General features: G+C 61.0%; 18 protein-coding genes. 7 read left to right on the top strand and 11 right to left on the bottom strand.

Translation table 11 applies throughout. The features are described from left to right. Positions 1-20 precede the first annotated feature (20 nt). Positions 21-1,325, bottom strand: a complete 1,305-nt coding sequence (gene dadA, locus J3P76_RS24755; RefSeq protein ID WP_420767172.1) for a D-amino acid dehydrogenase — start codon at positions 1,323-1,325, stop codon at positions 21-23. A 154-nt stretch (positions 1,326-1,479) separates the two neighbouring features. Between dadA and J3P76_RS24760 the strand changes: the two genes are divergently transcribed. Continuing rightward, complete coding sequence (locus J3P76_RS24760) at positions 1,480-1,968, top strand: Lrp/AsnC ligand binding domain-containing protein (protein ID WP_003206849.1); 489 nt, start codon at positions 1,480-1,482, stop codon at positions 1,966-1,968. 5 nt (positions 1,969-1,973) lie between these two features. Here J3P76_RS24760 and J3P76_RS24765 read toward each other — a convergent pair whose 3' ends face one another. Then, positions 1,974-2,327, bottom strand: a complete 354-nt coding sequence (locus J3P76_RS24765; protein ID WP_420767171.1) for a YkgJ family cysteine cluster protein — start codon at positions 2,325-2,327, stop codon at positions 1,974-1,976. A gap of 146 nt (positions 2,328-2,473) precedes the next feature. Between J3P76_RS24765 and J3P76_RS24770 the strand changes: the two genes are divergently transcribed. Further along, on the top strand, positions 2,474-3,787 hold the full coding sequence (locus J3P76_RS24770; RefSeq protein ID WP_434608876.1) for an NAD(P)/FAD-dependent oxidoreductase: 1,314 nt from the start codon (positions 2,474-2,476) through the stop codon (positions 3,785-3,787). A gap of 46 nt (positions 3,788-3,833) precedes the next feature. On the opposite strand, the gene J3P76_RS24775 is transcribed toward J3P76_RS24770, so the two are convergent. Then, positions 3,834-4,079: a DUF1127 domain-containing protein gene (locus J3P76_RS24775; protein WP_420767169.1), complete on the bottom strand. Its 246-nt coding sequence runs from the start codon at positions 4,077-4,079 to the stop codon at positions 3,834-3,836. 181 nt (positions 4,080-4,260) lie between these two features. Here J3P76_RS24775 and J3P76_RS24780 point away from each other — a divergent pair, with 181 nt between their 5' ends. Next, entirely contained in the window at positions 4,261-5,691 is a 1,431-nt protein-coding gene (locus J3P76_RS24780) for a PLP-dependent aminotransferase family protein (RefSeq protein ID WP_420767168.1), read from the top strand. A 39-nt stretch (positions 5,692-5,730) separates the two neighbouring features. Here J3P76_RS24780 and J3P76_RS24785 read toward each other — a convergent pair whose 3' ends face one another. The 3 genes from J3P76_RS24785 to J3P76_RS24795 all read right to left on the bottom strand — a co-directional run bounded on the left by J3P76_RS24785 (position 5,731) and on the right by J3P76_RS24795 (position 9,633). Then, positions 5,731-8,145, bottom strand: coding sequence for a fimbria/pilus outer membrane usher protein (locus J3P76_RS24785; protein WP_434701346.1), 2,415 nt, complete (start codon positions 8,143-8,145; stop codon positions 5,731-5,733). Continuing rightward, complete coding sequence (locus tag J3P76_RS24790) at positions 8,145-8,849, bottom strand: fimbria/pilus chaperone family protein (protein ID WP_434608871.1); 705 nt, start codon at positions 8,847-8,849, stop codon at positions 8,145-8,147. Before J3P76_RS24790 ends, J3P76_RS24785 begins: the two co-directional genes overlap by 1 nt. 133 nt (positions 8,850-8,982) lie before the next feature. Then, entirely contained in the window at positions 8,983-9,633 is a 651-nt protein-coding gene (locus J3P76_RS24795) for a DUF1120 domain-containing protein (protein ID WP_434608869.1), read from the bottom strand. 274 nt (positions 9,634-9,907) lie between these two features. Here J3P76_RS24795 and J3P76_RS24800 point away from each other — a divergent pair, with 274 nt between their 5' ends. After that, positions 9,908-11,473 (top strand): phospholipase D family protein, encoded by a 1,566-nt coding sequence (locus J3P76_RS24800; protein ID WP_434701347.1) that lies wholly within the window; start codon positions 9,908-9,910, stop codon positions 11,471-11,473. Between the two features lie 74 nt (positions 11,474-11,547). Here the strand turns inward: J3P76_RS24800 and J3P76_RS24805 are convergent, their stop codons facing one another. Both J3P76_RS24805 and J3P76_RS24810 read right to left on the bottom strand, forming a co-directional pair. Beyond that, positions 11,548-12,690, bottom strand: a complete 1,143-nt coding sequence (locus J3P76_RS24805; RefSeq protein WP_420767163.1) for an MFS transporter — start codon at positions 12,688-12,690, stop codon at positions 11,548-11,550. A gap of 444 nt (positions 12,691-13,134) precedes the next feature. Continuing rightward, entirely contained in the window at positions 13,135-14,628 is a 1,494-nt protein-coding gene (locus J3P76_RS24810) for an aldehyde dehydrogenase (RefSeq protein WP_420767162.1), read from the bottom strand. Between the two features lie 232 nt (positions 14,629-14,860). On the opposite strand from J3P76_RS24810, the gene J3P76_RS24815 reads away from it, so the two are divergent. Continuing rightward, a complete protein-coding gene (locus J3P76_RS24815; protein ID WP_434701348.1) occupies positions 14,861-15,223 on the top strand; it encodes a cupin domain-containing protein in 363 nt (120 codons plus the stop codon). A gap of 115 nt (positions 15,224-15,338) precedes the next feature. Here J3P76_RS24815 and rpmG read toward each other — a convergent pair whose 3' ends face one another. Both rpmG and rpmB read right to left on the bottom strand, forming a co-directional pair. Beyond that, positions 15,339-15,494, bottom strand: a complete 156-nt coding sequence (gene rpmG, locus J3P76_RS24820) for a 50S ribosomal protein L33 (RefSeq protein WP_003177274.1) — start codon at positions 15,492-15,494, stop codon at positions 15,339-15,341. Positions 15,495-15,505: 11 nt separating this feature from the next. Continuing rightward, the gene (gene rpmB / locus J3P76_RS24825) at positions 15,506-15,739 is read right to left on the bottom strand and encodes a 50S ribosomal protein L28 (RefSeq protein WP_003177273.1); all 234 of its coding nucleotides are present in this window, start codon (positions 15,737-15,739) and stop codon (positions 15,506-15,508) included. Positions 15,740-16,187: 448 nt separating this feature from the next. Here rpmB and J3P76_RS24830 point away from each other — a divergent pair, with 448 nt between their 5' ends. Next, the gene (locus J3P76_RS24830) at positions 16,188-17,774 is read left to right on the top strand and encodes an ABC transporter substrate-binding protein (RefSeq protein WP_434608864.1); all 1,587 of its coding nucleotides are present in this window, start codon (positions 16,188-16,190) and stop codon (positions 17,772-17,774) included. Between the two features lie 124 nt (positions 17,775-17,898). On the opposite strand, the gene radC is transcribed toward J3P76_RS24830, so the two are convergent. Next, positions 17,899-18,573, bottom strand: a complete 675-nt coding sequence (gene radC / locus J3P76_RS24835; protein ID WP_434608862.1) for a RadC family protein — start codon at positions 18,571-18,573, stop codon at positions 17,899-17,901. A gap of 144 nt (positions 18,574-18,717) precedes the next feature. On the opposite strand from radC, the gene coaBC reads away from it, so the two are divergent. Continuing rightward, entirely contained in the window at positions 18,718-19,926 is a 1,209-nt protein-coding gene (gene coaBC / locus J3P76_RS24840) for a bifunctional phosphopantothenoylcysteine decarboxylase/phosphopantothenate--cysteine ligase CoaBC (RefSeq protein WP_420767159.1), read from the top strand. Positions 19,927-19,931: the final 5 nt, after the last annotated feature.

The raw sequence follows: 19,931 nt of genomic DNA on the forward strand, positions 1-19,931 counted from the left end.
CGGCCGAAACACTCAAGCAGTCATTGGTGAGCTGGCGCTGGATTGCCATGTTTTGCGGACTCCTGGGGTTTGCTGCCATAACGGGAAATGTCGAGGCCTTCGGCGCTGATCTGTGGCTTTTTCTTCGCCATCAGGTCCGCCAGCAGGCGACCGGAACCACAGGCCATGGTCCAACCGAGGGTGCCGTGGCCAGTGTTCAGGAACAGATTCTTGAACGGGGTAGCGCCCACAATAGGCGTGCCGTCCGGTGTAGTTGGGCGCAGGCCTGTCCAGAAACTGGCCTGGGCCAGGTCGCCGCCCCGAGGATAAAGGTCGTTGACGATCATCTCCAGGGTTTCGCGCCGACGCGGGTTCAGCGAAAGGTCGAATCCAGCGATTTCGGCCATGCCGCCGACGCGAATACGATTGTCGAACCGGGTGATCGCGACCTTGTAGGTCTCATCGAGGATGGTCGAGGTCGGCGCCATCGCCGGGTCGGTAATCGGCACGGTCAGGGAATAGCCCTTGAGCGGATACACCGGCGCGCGGATACCGAGGGGCTTGAGCAACTGTGGCGAGTAGCTGCCCAAGGCCAGGACGTAGCGGTCGGCTGTTTCCAGCTTGCCGTCGATCCAGACGCCGTTGATGCGGTCACCGGCGAAATCCAGGCGCTCGATATTCTGGTCGAACCGAAATTGCACGCCGAGCTGGACAGCCATTTCCGCCAGGCGGGTGGTGAACATCTGGCAGTCGCCGGTCTGGTCATTGGGCAGGCGCAGCGCACCAGCGAGGATGTCGGTGACGTTGGCCAACGCCGGCTCGACCCGGGCGATGCCTGCGCGGTCGAGCACTTCGAACGGCACGCCAGACTCCTTCAACACGGCGATGTCCTTGGCCGCGCCATCGAGCTGGGCCTGGGTGCGGAACAGTTGAGTAGTTCCCAGGCTGCGGCCCTCGTAAGCAATGCCGGTCTCGGCGCGCAACTCGTCCAGGCAGTCACGGCTGTACTCGGACAGGCGGACCATGCGCTCCTTGTTGATTGCGTAGCGGCTGGCAGTGCAATTGCGCAGCATCTGCGCCATCCAGAGGTATTGATCGATGTCGGCAGTGGCCTTGATCGCCAACGGCGCGTGACGCTGCAACAGCCACTTGATGGCCTTGAGCGGCACACCGGGCGCGGCCCACGGCGAGGCGTAACCCGGCGACACCTGGCCGGCGTTGGCGAAGCTGGTTTCCATGGCCGGCGCCGGCTGACGGTCGACCACCACCACTTCAAACCCGGCACGGGCCAGATAGTAAGCACTGACGGTACCGATGACGCCGCTACCCAAGACCAGAACGCGCATGTTGAATCCTCATCGCGGATGACCGCTGACGTTTGTTGTACAAAGCTTAGATGGGCGCAGTGTAAAAAAGATCAGCCAGTGCTTTTCACTATATAAATCCCTATATTTGGCGAGAATTCTCGGCAAAAACCCTTTTCATGGAGGCGCATCACCTGTGCGTACCAATACCCAGACCAAGCGCGAGCTGGACAAGATCGACCGCAACATTCTGCGCATCCTCCAGGCGGACGGGCGGATTTCCTTCACCGAACTGGGCGAAAAGGTCGGTCTCTCCACCACGCCATGTACCGAGCGGGTCCGGCGCCTGGAGCGCGAAGGCATCATCATGGGCTACAACGCCCGGCTCAATCCGCAGCACCTGAAGGGCAGCCTGCTGGTGTTTGTCGAGATCAGCCTCGACTACAAGTCCGGCGATACCTTCGAAGAATTCCGACGCGCAGTGCTGAAATTGCCACACGTCCTGGAATGCCACCTGGTGTCGGGCGACTTCGATTATCTGGTGAAGGCGCGGATTTCCGAGATGGCCTCGTACCGCAAGCTGCTGGGCGACATTCTGCTCAAGCTGCCCCACGTGCGTGAGTCCAAGAGCTATATCGTGATGGAAGAAGTGAAGGAGAGCCTGAACCTGCCGATCCCGGATTGAGAGGCCTAGACCAACACCTGCCGGGTACTCGCCATGTACTCATGAATCTGCTTCTCGACACGCGGGTGGATCAGCTCCACCGGGCGTCGACCATTGGGACATGGCAAGGTCGCCGTGGTGCCGAACAGACGGCAGATCAACGGCCGCTCGTCGTAGACCGTGCAACCGTTCGGCCCCAAGTGCACGCAATCGAGCGCTTCCATGGCGGCGTCCTGTTCGGCGCGGGTCTTGCGCGGTAGCCGGGACATTTCCTCGGGCGAGGTGGTCACCGGGCCGCAGCAGTCGTGACAGCCCGGCACGCACTCAAACGTAGGGATCTGCTGACGCAGCGTGCGGATTTTTTGGCTGTTGCAGCTCATCGAGGCGAGTACCGGGTCGGGACAGCCTTGGATTCTGCCTCAAAAGGCGCAGGCCAGACAGCGTCAGCCGACCAGAGTTGCCGATGGAGGAAAGCACGGCTTATGCTCCGTAAAATTTCTCAAACACATCAATCAGGATTACGCACATGAACGCCCGTGTTCAGCAACCTGTCCCGAGCCACGCGCACGCCGCCTCTTATTACGCCGCCAGCAGCCTGCCGCAGCCGGACCATCCGGTGTTGCAAGGCGAGCTGATCGCGGACGTCTGTGTGGTGGGCGGCGGGTTCTCCGGGTTGAACACGGCCATCGAACTGGCCGAGCGCGGGATGAGCGTGGTGTTGCTCGAAGCACATAAAATTGGCTGGGGTGCCAGCGGACGCAACGGCGGCCAGTTGATTCGCGGCGTTGGGCACGGCCTCGACCAGTTTGCTTCGGTCGTCGGTAACGACGGCGTCCGTCAGATGAAACTGATGGGGCTTGAGGCGGTGGAAATCGTCCGACAACGAGTCGAGCGCTTTCAGATTTCTTGCGACCTGACCTGGGGTTATTGTGACCTTGCCAACAAACCCGGCGACCTCGAGGGCTTCGCCGAAGACGCCGAAGAATTGCGCAGCCTGGGCTACCGCTACGAGACCCGACTGCTGCGCGCTGACGAAATGCACAGCGTGGTGGGCTCGGATCGTTACGTTGGCGGCTTGGTCGACATGGGTTCGGGTCACCTGCATCCGCTCAACCTGGCGCTGGGAGAAGCCACGGCGGCCCAGCAATTGGGAGTTCGACTGTTCGAACGATCAGCCGTCACCCGCATCGACTATGGCCATCAAGTAAAAGTACATACCGAGCACGGCTCGGTCCGCGCCAATACCCTGGTGCTGGGCTGCAACGCCTACCTCAATGGCTTGAACCAGGAGTTGAGCGGCAAAGTGCTGCCGGCCGGCAGCTACATCATCGCGACCGAGCCGTTGAGCGAAACGCAGGCACATGCGCTATTACCGCAGAACATGGCCGTTTGTGATCAGCGGGTGGCGCTGGATTATTACCGGCTTTCGGCGGATCGCCGCTTGTTGTTCGGCGGGGCTTGTCATTATTCCGGGCGCGATCCGCAGGACATCGGCGCCTATATGCGTCCGAAAATGCTCAAGGTTTTCCCTCAGTTAGCGGACGCGAAAATCGATTATCAATGGGGCGGGATGATCGGCATCGGCGCCAACCGCTTGCCACAGATCGGCCGCCTCAAGGGTCAGCCGAACGTGTATTACGCTCAGGCCTACTCGGGCCATGGCGTAAACGCCACGCACCTGGCGGGCAAACTGCTGGCCGAAGCAATCAGTGGGCAACAGGGAGGTGGCTTCGATCTTTTTGCAAAGGTGCCGCACATGACATTCCCAGGGGGCAAACATTTGCGCTCACCGCTGCTGGCATTGGGGATGTTGTGGCATAGATTGAAAGAACTGGTGTGACAGGGGCCGAGGGAGCTTGCTCCCTCGCCACAGGTTTCTTATCGATTCAAATCCGCCAGAACGGCTTCAAGCCTTCCGCCCGCGCCTGCTCCCGACTCAGTCCAATATCACGCAACTGTTCGGTCGACATGTCCAACAGGGCTTTGCGTGTATGCAAACGATGCCAGAACAGTCCCCAGCGACTCAGGCCGGCTGGCGCATTGCGCAAAGCCCCGCTGCGCAGCTCCTTTTCCTGCCCAGCCGCCAGTTCCTGACTGTGTAACGTCAGCCGTACATCGCTCAAGCCGTTCATTTTTGATCGCTCCTGTTTACTTGGGTAGCCAGAGCTTTCATGATGCGCGGACGGCCAAAAGCAATACAGATTCAGGCGATGTCTTTTATAAGCATACAGAATCGGCGTTTTCGGCACTGAATCGAAGTTTTGCGCCGCAACTGTATTGGTTGTCGCTTTCCCACTTCACTGAGAACGCACCATGACGCTGTACGTGAACCTCGCCGAGCTGCTCGGCACCCGTATCGAACAAGGCTTCTACCGCCCCGGTGACCGGCTGCCGTCGGTGCGCGCCTTGAGCACCGAACACGGGGTCAGCCTGAGCACGGTCCAGCAGGCCTATCGCGTGCTGGAGGACAGCGGGCTGGCAATGCCGAAACCCAAGTCTGGCTATTTCGTGCCGGTCAGCCGGGAACTGCCGGACCTGCCGGCGGTGGGCCGTCCAGCCCAGCGCCCGGTGGACATTTCACAATGGGACCAAGTGCTGGAACTGATACGCGCCGTACCGCGCAAAGACGTGGTGCAGCTGGGTCGCGGGATGCCGGATATCCATTCGCCAACCATGAAGCCATTACTTCGCAGCCTGGCGCAGATCAGCCGACGGCAAGACATGCCCGGCCTGTATTACGACAACATCTATGGCAACTTGGAACTGCGGGAACAGATCGCCCGGCTGTCCTTGGACTCCGGCTGCCAACTGGGCGCCAACGACCTGATTGTCACTACCGGCTGCCACGAAGCGTTGTCAGTGAGCGTCCGCGCCACCTGCGAGCCAGGTGACATCGTCGCGGTGGATTCACCCAGCTTCCATGGCGCCATGCAGACGCTGAAAGGCCTGGGCATGAAAGCCCTGGAAATCCCCACCGACCCACTCACTGGCATCAGCCTGGAAGCTTTGGAACTGGCGTTGGAGCAATGGCCGATCAAGGCCATACAGTTGACCCCGAGCTGCAATAACCCGTTGGGTTACATCATGCCCGAGGCCAACAAACGAGCCCTCTTGACCTTGGCACAGCGCTTTGATGTGGCGATTATCGAAGACGATGTGTATGGCGAACTGGCTTACACCTACCCGCGTCCGCGCACCATAAAGTCTTTCGACGAAGATGGGCGCGTCCTGCTCTGCAGTTCTTTTTCCAAGACCTTGGCGCCGGGCCTGCGAGTGGGTTGGGTTGCCCCCGGCCGCTATCTGGAACGGGTGCTGCACATGAAATACATCAGCACGGGATCTACCGCGCCGCAGCCCCAGATCGCTATTGCCGAGTTTCTCAAGGCTGGTCATTTCGAGCCGCATTTACGCCGCATGCGCGGGCAATACCAGCGCAATCGCGACGTAATGATGGACTGGGTCAGCCGATATTTCCCCCAGGGCACCCGCGCCAGCCGCCCTCGTGGCAGCTTCATGCTCTGGGTCGAGTTGCCGGAAGGCTTCGATACGCTGAAGCTCAACCGCATGCTTCATGACCAAGGGGTCCAGATCGCGGTCGGCAGTATTTTCTCGGCATCTGGCAAATACCGTAATTGCCTGCGCATGAACTACGCTGCCAAGCCAACGGCGCAAATCGAAGATGCTGTACGCAAGGTGGGTGCCGCCGCGAGCAAGCTGTTGAGCGATGTCGCCAACGTCCAATGAAGCTCATCGATCACTGAATGATCGGCGGTGCAGGCACGCTCAGCCAACCTGGCAAGCCACCTCAAGACGATCGATAGGCGCTGAGGATGCCGGCATCTGGCGAGTATCGATTTCCAAGCGGCAGATTTGCTCATCGGCAAGCGCTATAGAGAGTTTTGCCACGACAGGGGCATCCTCCAGATATACCAGGCCCGTGTCGACCACCGTCGTCAAGTACTGACCCGCGTGGTCATAAACCCCAAGGCCCTTGGCCATGGGTACCCCCTCTTCGTTGCGCACGTATAGCAACAAGCGACGAACCCTGGCGGCCTGGAAGTCGAGCCGCGGCACAGCGCCGCGCGCTGCCCGCACTTCTTGGTAACCATTTGGCACCTCAATGTTGCGAGGGAGGCTGACCGTGTCGATTTCAACACGGCTCGCCTGGTAAGGCGGCAGTTCAGCCGCCACCGCACGCCCGGCTCCATCGGTCCAGACGGGCCCCTGGGGCGTTCCAATCTTCACTCCGGCGTAGTCGCCGACTTTGAGCAGGCCGAACGTGTCGCGCAGCGGATACGGCGAAGGCGTCACGCCCTCGTCGTGCAAAGCCAACCCGCCGCGTAGCGTCAGGTCATAATGGCGCGCGCCGGCGCTGCTCCGGGAATACCCCAGTTCTGCGCTGGTATAACGGGGCACGGCGTTAAGCCTGGCGTTGAAGTCGTTCCGGTCGTCGGCGAAGCGATCGGCACCGATGCTGTAGCCAAGGCTGTCACTGACCTGCTCCGAATAACGTGCGCCACTGCGCACTCCTCTCGAATCATCGTAACGTACAGAAGTGCTTATTCTTCGGTTGCGTCCCAGGGGAACACCCACGTTGACGAACGCACCTGATCTACCCGCTTGCTCAAACCTGTCGTGTTCAAGGCTCAGCGAAAACGTCGCCCAGTCGAAACCCCGCGACCATGCCGCGCTGACCCTCGAATGAGCTTTTCCACCCCCGCCCTGATAGCGAGCCAATGATCCGCTCAGCGCACCCCAAGCCGGATCCGCTCTCCTCAGCGATAGGCTCCAGTGATTGGCCGCGCGGGCAAACGGGTCACCTCCAACGGCATCACGCCCGGCCTCAGACAAGTATCGAAACCCAGGGCTGCGCTGGCCCGCTGTCAAACCGACCGATAGCCCGTCGCCCAGCGTCGTGTTGAGTGTGGCCTGGATCTCTTGGCCGCCGATGCCTCGTGTCGTGCGTGAACCGAGCTGCTGCAGGGTCAGCACGGTCGCTGGGGTCAGCGCTTGAGAAACGCCCCATCCAAAGGATTGGTAACCGTCGGCCCCCATCCACCCTGCGCTCGTCTGCGTCCGAGGGCCCCATCGCCAGTCCCGGCTGGCGGCAAAAAATGATGGGGTGTCATGGTCACGCCCGATCTGCCGGATCCTGCCTGCCGCCAATCCATAACTGGGCAGGGTGCCTAGTCTCGCGGGACGCACTTGCGCGGCAGGCACATGAAAGTCGCGACGCTCACCGCTTTCTTCGAACACGCTGACTTCCAGATCCAGCCTATCACTGATCAGCGGCAGGTCGCGCAAGGTGAACGGCCCGGGGGGGACCAGAGTGGTATAGATCACGATGGCACTCTGGCGGACCTCGACTCGGGCCGTCGAATAGGCCAACCCTTGGACCTCGGATCCCGCGCCCAGCCCACCCGCATCCGCGGAAAGCGCCGTTTCCGGGAAGATTTGCACCCCGGTGAACGGGCCCGTGGAAAACAACGAGGAACGCATGTTCAACTGGCCCAACTGCACCTGCGCGCCAAATCGCTCCCAGGTCTTGGATGCTTGGGTGTACAGCGTCTCGAAACGCGTCACGCCCTGGAACGACGTGTAATTCTGGCGGCTGCGTACGACCCAATCTCCGGCATTGAAACCCAGCTCAGTGCCCAAGCTGCGATAGTGGCTGGACTGCCCCGCAGCGGAACCGTCGATGACCAGAGCATCGTAATTCCACACACCCGCCACCCCTCCGGAGTCCCAGCCGCCGGGACGCTGCCCTGGCGTCGCCAGCAAGTCGGCGGGCACCACCAATGAAACCAGGTTCTGTCCCGGATCAAGCTGCACCTGGAAGCCGGCCAACGCTTGTACGGCAGACAGGCAAAGCGCCTCATCAACGCCTGGATTCACGTTCGACGGCGCGGCGATTCCCACGTGCTCAAACAAGTTCGCATCGGCGCACAACTGCCCTTCGTCATCGAACGTCACGGAGATCTGCCCGGAAGGTACGCCATTGACATTCAGGGCGACGCGGTTGCGTCCTGCGGCAAACCGCGCGGCGCTGCGAAAGTACTCGGCGACATTCGGATCGATCCCTCGCGCTTCGAGCACCGAACGGTCAAATTCATCGGACGCCTGTGCCGAGGCTTCGGTCCAGGCAATCGACATCAGGACCAGGCTGCCGACAGGCCGCCAGAAGACACCCAGGCCCACTACTGCAAGCTCAAGCGTGCGTCGTGGCTACCAGCGGCAAACCCGTAGGTGGTGGCTGGGAACAACCGGACATGTGTGCCCAGGCTCGATGGCGTGGCGAACGCCAGCGTTTCCCCCGGCAGGATATAGGTACGGCCGATATCCAGTGTTGCACCACCGGGAATCAGACTCACCGATCGCGCCAGCCTCACAACATAGGGGCTGGGATTGCTCACGCTTATCTCACCGGTCCTGGCGCTCCAGACCAGCCGTTTCCAAGGCATTCGCTCCGTTGCCAGGCCAGCCGGACGAATAATCACCGGGATGTTCTGGCGCACGCCCATGGAGATTTGTGCGCCGCTCGCCGCCGGACGCGCTTTGATGCCCTCGAACACGACGCGCTTGAGCCGCTCCGTCTGCAAGACAGCGGCACTGTGAAGGATAAAACGCACTTGCTGGCTCTGGCCGGGTTCCAGTCGAGCCACGGGAGGGTTGACCAGGAGCAACGGTTCCTTGTCCTGCGGAAGGTCAAGGACAGCGCTATAGAGCAATGCCGGTTGATCGTCCGTATTCCTGACATTCAGGGTCGCCTCCCCTATGCCCTGGTCGACAATCACAACCGGCGTTTCCGGGACCATTCCGGCCGCCTGGGCGCCAAGGCCTATGAATGGCAGGCACAGCGCTGCCATCGCACTCGTCCACAGCGAGCAATTTCGAACAAACATGGGAATCTCCAGAGGCACCGACCGAGACATGCCAGGCACGTCTCGTCGGCATCAAACCTACCCGCAGGAGCACGGCTCCTCAGGCGAATCGATAGCCCTTCAGACGCGCATCACGCGTCGCATGCGCCAGGAGTCAGAGGTAAAACACATCGAACGTAACCGAACCGTCGAGATCGAAGTCATCGGTGGTAGCCGGTAATTCGGACGTGGCGCGAATGACCGCGGCGACTTTCATCGGGAAGGTGTGAAGACGAGCCGGTGCGGGACCGGCTGCCGGGCTACCCCCCCAGGAGTAAGTCGTTGGCGCATTGGTCACCAAACCATTGGTCGGCACGCTCCAGCCCGGATTGGCCGCCGTTCGTAGCAGCAGTGACTGCAAAGCGCCGTCGGCCCGAGGCTGGCCACCCAACAAACCGAAACCACCGATGCCGACCCCCTGGGTGCTACCCAGGCCGTAATACAGATCATCGCCTCGGCTTCCGTTGAAGGACAGGCCCGGCACTTTGGAAGCACCGCGGTTGTCAGTCACGGCAATTTCCACGGCCGCCGGAGCGGAGCAGGTGATTTGCAGGCTGACGTCCCGCTGAGGAAGATCGTTCTGCCGATCGGGGGCCAGGGTGGACGAAAAAATCCGGCCTAGGTTGACATCGCTACCACCGGCAAATGCCGGAACGCAGGAGGTCGGAATGACCCGGCCAGTTACATTCAAATCAACACTGGCCGCCTGGGCGATCATGGGCGTGGAAGCAGCAGCCAGCATGCTGGCCAGGAATATTTTTTTCATGATTACTTACCTGTGGAATGGGAGGGAGTGGAGTCATGCGATGGCTATCAGGGAAGGAAACCAGCCACCGGCAGCAATGCCTGCGTATCGTTGCCTACCAGATGGGATTTTTCTGTAGGAAAAGGCTCCTCGACGCGCCATGTTTTTCAGCAAAACGCGTGGCTCTCTTGGCCTTGGAGGCGGTGTCCCACACCCAAGGGGCATCGCATCTCGCAGGCATGACGGATCAAAAAGCCGTGCCATACTCCTTCGCAACGACCCGGGATGATTCGACTTGAAACCCCACGTTCCCCTGACATTCGCTCTGTTGCTCGCCACGACTCTCTGCGGCTGCGCGAGCCTGGATATCACTCGCGAGCCCAGCCAGGCGCTAGCGGCGGAGCATTCGACCTTCGGTCGCTCAGTCCAGGCCCAAGCCGCTCTTCACGAGGGCCGCTCGGGCTTTCGTCTACTGTCGGACAGCTCCGAGGCCTTCACCGCCCGGGCCGAATTGATCCGCAACGCTCAAGGCAGCCTGGACTTGCAGTACTACATCGTCCATGACGGGATCAGCACGCGAATGCTGGTGGACGAGTTGCTCAAGGCCGCCGACCGGGGCGTACGCGTGCGCATCTTGCTGGATGACACCACCAGCGACGGGCAAGAGGAGACCATCGCGACGCTCGCTGCCCACCCCAACGTCCAGATCCGCCTGTTCAACCCTTTGCATCTTGGCCGCGCCACCGGCGTGACCCGCGGCCTCGGGCGGCTGTTCAACCTGTCGTTGCAGCATCGAAGGATGCACAACAAGCTTTGGCTGGCGGACAACAGCATGGCGATCGTCGGAGGCCGAAACCTGGGGGATGAGTATTTCGATGCCGAACCCAACCTGAACTTCACCGACATCGACCTGCTCGGCGTCGGGCCGGTGGCCGAGCAGCTGGGACATAGCTTCGACCAGTATTGGAACAGCGCCCTGAGCAAGCCCATCGAGCAGTTCATGTCCCATCGGCCCACTGCCCAGGACTTGGCCGACAGCCGCTTGCGCCTGCAAGCGTCCCTTGATCAGACGCACAAGGAAAACCAGGCGCTGTATCAACAGCTGACCACCTACAAGACCCAGCCACGCCTGGACACCTGGCGCAGTCAATTGATCTGGGCCTGGAACCAGGCATTGTGGGACGCGCCTAGCAAAGTACTGTCAAGGGATGAGCCTGACCCCCAATTGCTGCTGACAACGCAACTGGGGCCGGAGCTGACCGGAGTGAGCAAGGAATTGATCATGATCTCGGCCTACTTCGTCCCCGGCCAGCCGGGCCTGGTGTACCTGACCAGTCGCGCCGATGCCGGCGTGTCGGTGAGCCTGCTGACCAACTCCCTGGAAGCCACTGATGTGCCCGCTGTTCATGGCGGCTACGCGCCGTATCGCAAGGCCCTGTTGCAGCACGGCGTGCGCCTGTTCGAACTGCGACGACAGCCGGGCGACAATGGCAGCAGCCCACATCTGTTCTATAGCAAATCCTACGGCGAGTCGGACTCCAGCCTGCACAGCAAGGCGATCATCTTCGACCGGCAGAAGTCCTTCATCGGCTCGTTCAACTTCGACCCGCGTTCGGTCCTGTGGAACACCGAGGTCGGTGTCCTGGTGGACAGCCCGGAGCTTGCCGACCAGGTGCGCGAGCTGGCGTTACAGGGGATGGCGCCGACCCTGAGTTATCAAGCGCGGCTTGAAGAGGGAAGAATGGTATGGACCACCGAAGACAACGGCAAGCTACACGACTTGGACCGCGAGCCAGGCAGTTGGTGGCGCCGGTTCAATGCCTGGTTCGCCACGACGATCGGGCTTGAGAGCATGCTCTGAGGGTTGACTGCTTTTCTGGCAGTCCGCCTTTGTGGCGAGGGAGCAAGCTCCCTCGTCGCCGGCCTCTTCTAACTTCAGGCGGGCTGTGTCGCTCCGAACGCGCCTTGTCGCAACAACAGAATCACCAACCCGAACGCCCCCGCAGCCATGAACAGGGGCAGCGCGTGCCCGCTGATCCATTGGCTGCCCGCCCCCGCCAACAAAGGTCCAACCAGGCATCCAATGCCCCAAAGCTGGGCAATATGAGCGTTGGCCCGGACCAGCGCATCGTCGCGATAACGCTCGCCGATCAAAATCAGCGACAAGGTGAACAGCCCTCCCGCGCTGGCACCAAACAGCACCCACAGCGGCCAGATGAAGAGCGTGTCGATCAGCAGCGGCACTGCCAGGCTGGACAACATCAAGACCACCGCGCAGCCAGTGAACAGCGAGCGACGCGAAAGACGATCGGCCAGGGCACCGATGGGCAATTGCAGCAAGGCATCGCCGACCACCACTGTGCTGACCATCGCCAGTGCGACATCGGCGCTGAAGCCCTGGCGCAAGCAATAGACGGGCAGTAACGTCAGGATCATGGCTTCAAAGGCGGCGAACAACGACACGGCCCAACCAATCGCCGGCAAGCCCCGGCAAAAGCCCCAGAGATCTTTGAAGGTGACACTGCTGGCTTCACTGCTGGGCGCCCCGCTACGGCCAAGCAACAATAAGGGCGAGACCAGCAGCAGGCCGACGCCCACCCAGAAGCCATAGTCGTGGTCGGTCCCAAGGGCGCCGAGCAGCAACGGACCGGACAGTTGGCTCAACGCATAGCTGCTGCCGTACAGCGCGACCAACCGGCCGCGCCATTGTTCGACGACCAATTGATTGATCCAGCTCTCGCCAAGGATGAACACCAGCGTCAGGACCACGCCGATCAACAGCCGCAGCAGCAACCACACCGGATAACTGGGCAACAGCGCCAGCAACCCGATGGACAGCGCCCCGCCCCAGAGGCACAGGCGCATCAATGCCGCCGTGCCGAAGCGCGCCGCCAGTCGGCTCGATACCTTGGCCCCGACCAGCACCCCAACGGCCGGCATGGCGGCCATAACGCCGATGGCGAACGAACCGTAACCCCAGCCCTCCAGGCGCAGCGACACCAGCGGCATGCTCACGCCCAGGGCCAGGCCGACACTCAGGACAGACGCCAACACGGCGAAATAAGTCGCCCAACGCATTTCCCTGCTCCTGTAGCAATCACTCAAAACCAATGCGGGAGCGAGCTTGCTCGCGATGGCGGTCATACATTCATCATATTTGCCGACTGTCACACCGCTATCGCGAGCTCGCTCCCACACAGAGGTCACAGAACGCGGAATATCAGCGATCAGCGACGACGCTACCCCGTGGCGAGGGAGCTTGCTCCCGCTCGGCTGCGAAGCAGTCGTAAAAGCTGGGGCCGCTTCGCAACCCAGCGGGAGCAAGCTCCCTCGCCACTGTGGCTGGGCTGGAATGATGATTTCTGAACGCCAGAAAAACCTGTGGGAGCGAGCTTGCTCGCGATGGCGGCGCGACATTCAACGATGTCGTCGACTGTCATACCGCTGATCGCGAGCAAGCTCGCTCCCACAGGGGACTAGCGCTACTTGAGGGCCCGAACCGGATCCGGAGCCGTCATTTCATCAGAGCTTGATCCAGGTCGCCTTCAGCTCGGTGTATTTGTCGAACGCATGCAACGACTTGTCCCGGCCGTTACCCGACTGCTTGAAGCCACCGAACGGCGCGGTCATGTCACCGCCGTCGTACTGGTTGACCCAGACGCTGCCGGCGCGCAGCGCCTTGGCGGTCAGGTGGGCCTTGGAGATGTCCTTGGTCCACACCGCGGCAGCCAAGCCGTATGGCGTGTCGTTGGCGATCTGGATGGCTTCTTCGGCGCTGTCGAAGGCGATGACGGACAATACCGGGCCGAAGATTTCTTCCTGGGCGATCTTCATTGCGTTGCTCACGCCATCGAAGATCGTCGGTTCAACGTAAGTGCCGCCGGTCTCTTCGAGGATCCGCTTGCCGCCCGCCACCAGCGTGGCGCCGTCGCTGTGACCGGCCTCGATGTAGGACAACACGGTATTCATCTGCTGGGTATCGACCAGGGCACCGACATTGGTGGCCGGGTCCAGCGGGTTGCCAGGCTTCCAGCCCTTGAGGGCCTCGATCACCAGCGGCAGGAAGGTGTCCTTGATGGAACGCTCCACCAGCAGGCGCGAGCCGGCGGTGCAGACTTCGCCCTGGTTGAAGGCAATGGCACTGGCGGCGGATTCGGCGGCGGCTTGTAGGTCCGGGGCATCGGCAAACACGATGTTCGGGCTCTTGCCGCCGGCTTCCAGCCAGACGCGCTTCATGTTGGACTCTCCGGAATAGACCATCAGTTGCTTGGCGATCCGGGTCGAGCCGGTGAATACCAGCGTATCGACATCCATGTGCAAGGCCAGCGCCTTGCCAACGGTATGGCCGTAGCCCGGCAGAACGTTCAGCACACCTTTGGGAATACCCGCCTCAATTGCCAGGGCGGCGATACGGATCGCGGTCAGCGGGGATTTTTCCGATGGTTTCAGCACCACGGAGTTACCGGTGGACAACGCAGGGCCGAGCTTCCAGCAAGCCATCATCAGCGGGAAGTTCCACGGCACGATGGCGCCGACCACGCCGACGGGTTCGCGGGTCACCAGGCCTAACTGATCGTGGGGCGTCGCGGCCACTTCGTCGTAGATCTTGTCGATGGCTTCACCGCTCCAGCTCAGCGCCTGGGCGGCCCCGGGCACGTCGATATTCAGCGAATCGCTGATCGGCTTGCCCATGTCCAGGGTTTCCAGCAGGGCCAGCTCCTCGGCGTTCTGCTTGAGCAGCCCGGCGAAGCGAATCATGGCGGCTTTGCGCTTGCTCGGCGCCAGGCGCGACCAGACGCCGGAATCGAACGTGGCGCGAGCATTTTCGACGGCGCGCTGGGCATCGGCCACGTCACAGCTGGCGACCTTGCCCAGCAGGCGGCCATCGACCGGGCTGAGGCAATCGAAGGTTTCGCCGGACACCGCATCGGTGTATTCGCCGTTGATGAAAGCGCGGCCTTCGATCTTCAGGTCGCGGGCACGCTGTTCCCAGTCGGCACGAGTCAGGGTGGTCATGCGAGTGTCCTCCTCTTATTGGGTAGGAACGCCGCGGCACCCGCAGCGCTCAAGAATTCTGCCCGGCCAGCCCGTTTTCGGCGCTGTTATCGGCACGGAACATCCGCCACCCTAAACCAGCCGCCGCTAATGTTTCAATATATTTGACATAACGCTGGCAAACGGCCTTGCGATGTTCGTTTTAATAAACATAGACTCGAGGCCTTCCACGCTATCTCCGGGGATCACTTGCATGCATATCCAGGACATCGTCGATTTCAGCCAGGCCAATACTACCCCCGAACGCTATCGCCCGGACCCCACCAAAATACTCAAGGGTGATCCTGAACAGGCGGTGTTCAATCATTACAACAGCCCATGCGGCCAGATGAATGCCGGGGTCTGGGAAGGTGCGGTCGGCCAGTGGACGGTCAACTATACGGAACACGAATACTGCGAAATCGTTCAGGGCGTATCGGTGCTGCGGGATGCCGAAGGCAATGCCAAGACACTTCGGGCGGGCGATCGCTTCGTGATTCCGGCCGGGTTCAAGGGCACCTGGGAAGTGCTAGAGCCTTGCCGCAAGATTTATGTGGTGTTCGAGCAGAAGGTCTGAGGGTTTTGTGCTGTCTGGGCTTGCTCGCGAGGGCGCCCTGACAGACAAGACACCGTTAACAAAAAAGGCCCGTATCTCGCGATACGGGCCTTTTTCGTAAAGAAGGAAAAATCAATTACTTGATTTTGCCTTCCTTGTAGATCACGTGCTTGCGAACAACCGGATCATATTTCTTGATCTCGATTTTGTCCGGGGTAGTACGCTTGTTCTTGTCGGTAGTGTAGAAGTGACCAGTACCGGCGCTCGAGATCAAACGAATCAATTCACGCATGATTAGCTCCCTTAAACCTTGCCATCGCGACGAAGTTCGGCCAGCACGACACTGATGCCACGCTTGTCGATGATGCGCATGCCCTTGGCAGATACGCGCAGACGTACAAAACGTTTCTCTTCTTCAACCCAGAAGCGGTGATGCTGCAGGTTCGGCAGGAAACGACGACGGGTTTTGTTGTTTGCGTGGGAAATGTTATTCCCAGTCACCGGACCCTTACCGGTAACTTGACAGACTCTCGACATGCCTCAGCCCTCTAAAACCACATGCCCAACCCGGCATGGGTTGGCCGCTTAATCTCTCAGTCATTTGGCGCCAGGCGCCGCGTTTCTTTAAGGGTCTTACCGGCTACACCTACAGTGAAGGAACCGGGCCCCTAGAAAAGAGCGCTGCTTTATACCAGAAAGACCCCAGCACAACAACAGCCGGAGTGATTTGTCTTCGTTGGAAATCATCAATCGGCAGCCCCGGGCGGCTGGGGCAAGGGCCGGCGATGGCCTTACCGCTCGTCGCGGCGCGCAGGTTTTTTTCAATCGATGCCGGGTTCCAACCCAGGGCACCTCCTGCGAAGCGCAGGAAAGAGTGCCGGAAAATGCAAAATGGGGATAGTCATTTGCAGGCGAGCCCACTAGGGTAGACCTTTTCCAGACTGCACTCGCAGATGGGCCTCCGACCTGCACAGGAAATCAAATCATGCGCCTCGCTGCCCTACCACTGATGCTCGCCCCTCTGCTGATCAGCCCGCTGGCCCAGGCCGCCGCCCTGAGCGTATGTACCGAGGCCAGCCCGGAAGGGTTCGATGTCGTTCAATACAACTCGTTGACCACCACCAATGCTTCGGCCGACGTGCTGATGAACCGCCTGGTGGACTTCGATACGGCCAGCGGGAAAGTGGTCCCGAGCCTGGCCGACAGCTGGGAAGTGTCGCCCGATGGACTCACCTATGTGTTCAAGCTGCGTCCACGGGTCAAGTTCCACCACACCGACTATTTCACACCGCACCGCGACTTGACCGCCGAAGACGTCAAGTTCAGCTTCGACCGCATGCTGGATCCCGCCAACCCTTGGCATAAAGTGGCGCAGAGTGGCTTCCCACACGCTCAATCCATGCAATTGCCGTCGCTGATCACAAAAATCGACGCCCTGGACCCGCTAACGGTGCGATTCACACTGGACCATGCCGATTCGACCTTCCTGGCGACGCTGAGCATGGGCTTTGCGTCAATCTATTCAGCCGAATACGCAGACCAGTTGCTGAAGGCCGGCAAGCCGGAACAACTCAACAGCCAGCCCATTGGCACCGGCCCGTTCATTTTCAGCCGTTTCCAGAAAGACGCCTCGATCCGCTACAAGGCCAACAGCGAATACTTTGGCGGCAAGCCTCAGGTCGACCCCCTGATTTTCGCCATCACCCCGGACGCCAATGTTCGCCTGCAGAAACTGCGGCGCAATGAATGCCAGATCGCGTTGTCGCCCAAGCCGTTGGACGTACAGGCCGCCAAGCAAGAGCCTACGTTGAAAGTGGAACAGACTGACGCCTTCATGACCGCCTTCCTGGCGATTAATAGCCAGCATCCCCCCTTGGACAAACCTGAAGTCCGTCAGGCTATCAATCTCGCGTTTGACAAGCCCAGCTACCTCAAGACCGTTTTCGAAGGCACCGCCGAAGCGGCCAACGGTCCTTACCCCCCAAACACCTGGAGCTACGCCAAAAACCTGCCCGGCTATGCCCATGATCCGGCCAAAGCTCGGGACCTGCTGGCCAAGGCCGGGTTGAAAGAGGGCTTCAAGACCACCATCTGGACTCGCCCTTCCGGCAGTCTGCTCAACCCCAACCCGAGCCTTGGCGCCCAACTGCTGCAATCGGACCTGGCGGAAATCGGCATCCAGGCGGAAATCCGCGTGATCGAATGGGGCGAGCTGATCCGCCGCGCCAAGGCTGGCGAGCATGACCTGCTGTTCATGGGCTGGGCCGGTGATAACGGCGATCCGGACAATTTCCTCACGCCGCAATTTTCCTGCGCGGCGGTCAAGTCCGGCACCAACTTTGCCCGTTATTGCAACCCGGACCTGGACAAGCTGATCAGTGCCGGCAAGACCACTGGCGAGCAAGGTGTCCGCACCAAGCTCTACGAACAGGCACAGGCTCAGATCCAGCAGCAGGCCCTTTGGCTGCCGTTGGCGCACCCGACCGCCTTCGCATTGACCCGCAAGGATGTGCAGGGGTATGCGGTGAGCCCGTTTGGGCGCCAGGACTATTCCAAGGTCAGTCTCAAGTAACCCCGCCCACCCCTTGTGGGAGCGAGCCTGCTCGCGAAATCGGTTCGTCAGTCAACTTTGAGTCAACTGAGACACCGCCTTCGCGAGCAGGCTCGCTCCCACAAAAGCTCCATTCAGCCGCTGCCTACATCCACCCATACTCCGCCATGGACAGTGGCTCCCCATCGCCAACGATGAAATGATCGAGCACCCGCACATCGATCAGCTCCAGCGCCTCCTGAAGCCGCTCGGTGAGCATTCGGTCGGCCTGGCTGGGCTCGGTGTTGCCGGAGGGGTGGTTGTGGCACAGGATCACGGCAGCGCAATTGTGGGCCAGGGCCCGCTTGACCACTTGCCGAGGGTGAACGGTGGCCGTGGCGATCGAGCCGCGAAACAGTGCTTCAAACGCCAGCACCTGGTGCCGTGAATCAAGGAACAGACAACCAAAAACCTCATGAGGCTCGTGGCGCAGCATTGACTTCAGATAGTCACGAACGGCCTGCGGATCCTCAAGCATTGATTTTTGCCGCATCCGCTCTGCCAGATGTCGCCGGCCCATTTCAAGAACGGCCCGCAATTGTGCGAATTTCGCCGGGCCCAGGCCCATCTGACCGCTGAACGTAACCTGGTCCGCTTCAAGCAGCGCGCGCAGGCAGCCAAATTGACTCAATAGGTGTCGCGCCAGATCCACCGCGCTTCTGCCCGCCACTCCCGTGCGCAAGAAAATCGCCAGCAACTCGGCGTCCGAAAGACTCTCCGCTCCCGACGCCAGTAACCTTTCCCGCGGCCGCTCGGCCACGGGCCAATCCCGAATACTCATGGCATCTCCCTGATAGTGGGCGCCGCTGTTCCATAGCGGACGCTGTGATATCTTAGCCCATCTTTTTTGCAGGCGATTTTCACCCAGGCAGCTCACGCCAAGGGTTTCGCTCTGCGCTGACCACTGAAATCGAAAGGCAGGCCTATGCAGCGGCTGTATCGGAAACGCATCGTTCTGGGCGTCGGCGGCGGCATTGCCGCCTACAAGAGCGCCGAGCTGGTTCGCAGGCTTATCGACCAGGGCGCGGAAGTGCGGGTCGTCATGACCCGTGGCGGCAGTGAATTCATCACGCCGCTGACCATGCAGGCCCTGTCCGGCCACCCGGTCCACCTGGATCTGCTCGACCCGGCGGCTGAAGCCGCCATGGGCCATATCGAACTGGCCAAGTGGGCCGACCTGGTGTTGATCGCCCCGGCCACGGCCGACCTCATCGCCCGCCTGGCCCAGGGCATCGCCAATGACCTGTTGACCACCCTGGTGCTCGCCACCGACGCGGTGGTCGCCGTGGCACCGGCCATGAACCAGGCCATGTGGCGCGACCCGGCCACCCAGGCCAATCTGGAACTGCTTGAAAGTCGCAACCTGAAAGTCTTCGGTCCAGCTTCCGGCAGCCAGGCCTGCGGCGATGTCGGGATGGGCCGCATGCTAGAAGCCACCGACCTGGCCCAATGCGCCGCCGACTGCTTCAAGCGCGAAGCCCTGACGGGCAAGCACGTATTGATCACCGCCGGGCCGACCCAGGAAAACATCGACCCGGTGCGCTACATCACCAACCACAGCTCAGGGAAAATGGGCTTCGCCCTGGCCGAAGCCGCCGTAGAGGCTGGCGCCCGGGTGACGCTGATTACCGGCCCCGTGCACCTGCCGACCCCAGACCGGGTTACGCGCATCGACGTCGTCAGCGCCCGGGACATGCTTGCCGCCTGCGAAGCCGCCATCCCGTGCGACCTCTTCATCGCCTCGGCGGCAGTGGCGGACTACCGGCCTGAAGTCGTCGCCCCGCAAAAATTGAAGAAAGACCCTACGAGCGGCGACGGCCTGCTCCTGCAAATGGTGCGCAATCCTGACATTCTGGCCACCATTGCCACCCGCCCCGACCGTCCGTTCAGTGTGGGTTTCGCCGCCGAGACCGAACACCTCCTCGATTACGCCGCGCGCAAGCTCAAGGACAAGAATCTGGACCTGATCGTCGCCAACGACGTCGCCAACCCGAGCATTGGGTTCAACAGCGAGGAAAACGCCTGCAGCGTGATCGACCGCCAGTTGCACGCCACGCTTTTCGCCCAGACCAGCAAGGGCAAGATCGCCCGCCAACTGATCACTTTCATCGCCGAACGGCTGAACCAGGTTTAATTTCA

The organism is Pseudomonas sp. D1-36 (genome assembly GCF_051132205.1).
Lineage (GTDB): Bacteria > Pseudomonadota > Gammaproteobacteria > Pseudomonadales > Pseudomonadaceae > Aquipseudomonas.

Excerpts from the sequence above, each read along its gene's own strand:
- dadA (WP_420767172.1), bottom strand. The coding sequence starts at position 1,325 with ATGCGCGTTCTGGTCTTGGGTAGCGGCGTCATCGGTACCGTCAGTGCT.
- J3P76_RS24765 (WP_420767171.1), bottom strand. The coding sequence starts at position 2,327 with ATGAGCTGCAACAGCCAAAAAATCCGCACGCTGCGTCAGCAGATCCCT.
- J3P76_RS24770 (WP_434608876.1), top strand. The coding sequence starts at position 2,474 with ATGAACGCCCGTGTTCAGCAACCTGTCCCGAGCCACGCGCACGCCGCC.
- J3P76_RS24775 (WP_420767169.1), bottom strand. The coding sequence starts at position 4,079 with ATGAACGGCTTGAGCGATGTACGGCTGACGTTACACAGTCAGGAACTG.
- J3P76_RS24780 (WP_420767168.1), top strand. The coding sequence starts at position 4,261 with ATGACGCTGTACGTGAACCTCGCCGAGCTGCTCGGCACCCGTATCGAA.
- J3P76_RS24790 (WP_434608871.1), bottom strand. The coding sequence starts at position 8,849 with ATGTTTGTTCGAAATTGCTCGCTGTGGACGAGTGCGATGGCAGCGCTG.
- J3P76_RS24795 (WP_434608869.1), bottom strand. The coding sequence starts at position 9,633 with ATGAAAAAAATATTCCTGGCCAGCATGCTGGCTGCTGCTTCCACGCCC.
- J3P76_RS24805 (WP_420767163.1), bottom strand. The coding sequence starts at position 12,690 with ATGCGTTGGGCGACTTATTTCGCCGTGTTGGCGTCTGTCCTGAGTGTC.
- J3P76_RS24810 (WP_420767162.1), bottom strand. The coding sequence starts at position 14,628 with ATGACCACCCTGACTCGTGCCGACTGGGAACAGCGTGCCCGCGACCTG.
- J3P76_RS24815 (WP_434701348.1), top strand. The coding sequence starts at position 14,861 with ATGCATATCCAGGACATCGTCGATTTCAGCCAGGCCAATACTACCCCC.
- rpmG (WP_003177274.1), bottom strand. The coding sequence starts at position 15,494 with ATGCGTGAATTGATTCGTTTGATCTCGAGCGCCGGTACTGGTCACTTC.
- rpmB (WP_003177273.1), bottom strand. The coding sequence starts at position 15,739 with ATGTCGAGAGTCTGTCAAGTTACCGGTAAGGGTCCGGTGACTGGGAAT.
- J3P76_RS24830 (WP_434608864.1), top strand. The coding sequence starts at position 16,188 with ATGCGCCTCGCTGCCCTACCACTGATGCTCGCCCCTCTGCTGATCAGC.
- radC (WP_434608862.1), bottom strand. The coding sequence starts at position 18,573 with ATGAGTATTCGGGATTGGCCCGTGGCCGAGCGGCCGCGGGAAAGGTTA.
- coaBC (WP_420767159.1), top strand. The coding sequence starts at position 18,718 with ATGCAGCGGCTGTATCGGAAACGCATCGTTCTGGGCGTCGGCGGCGGC.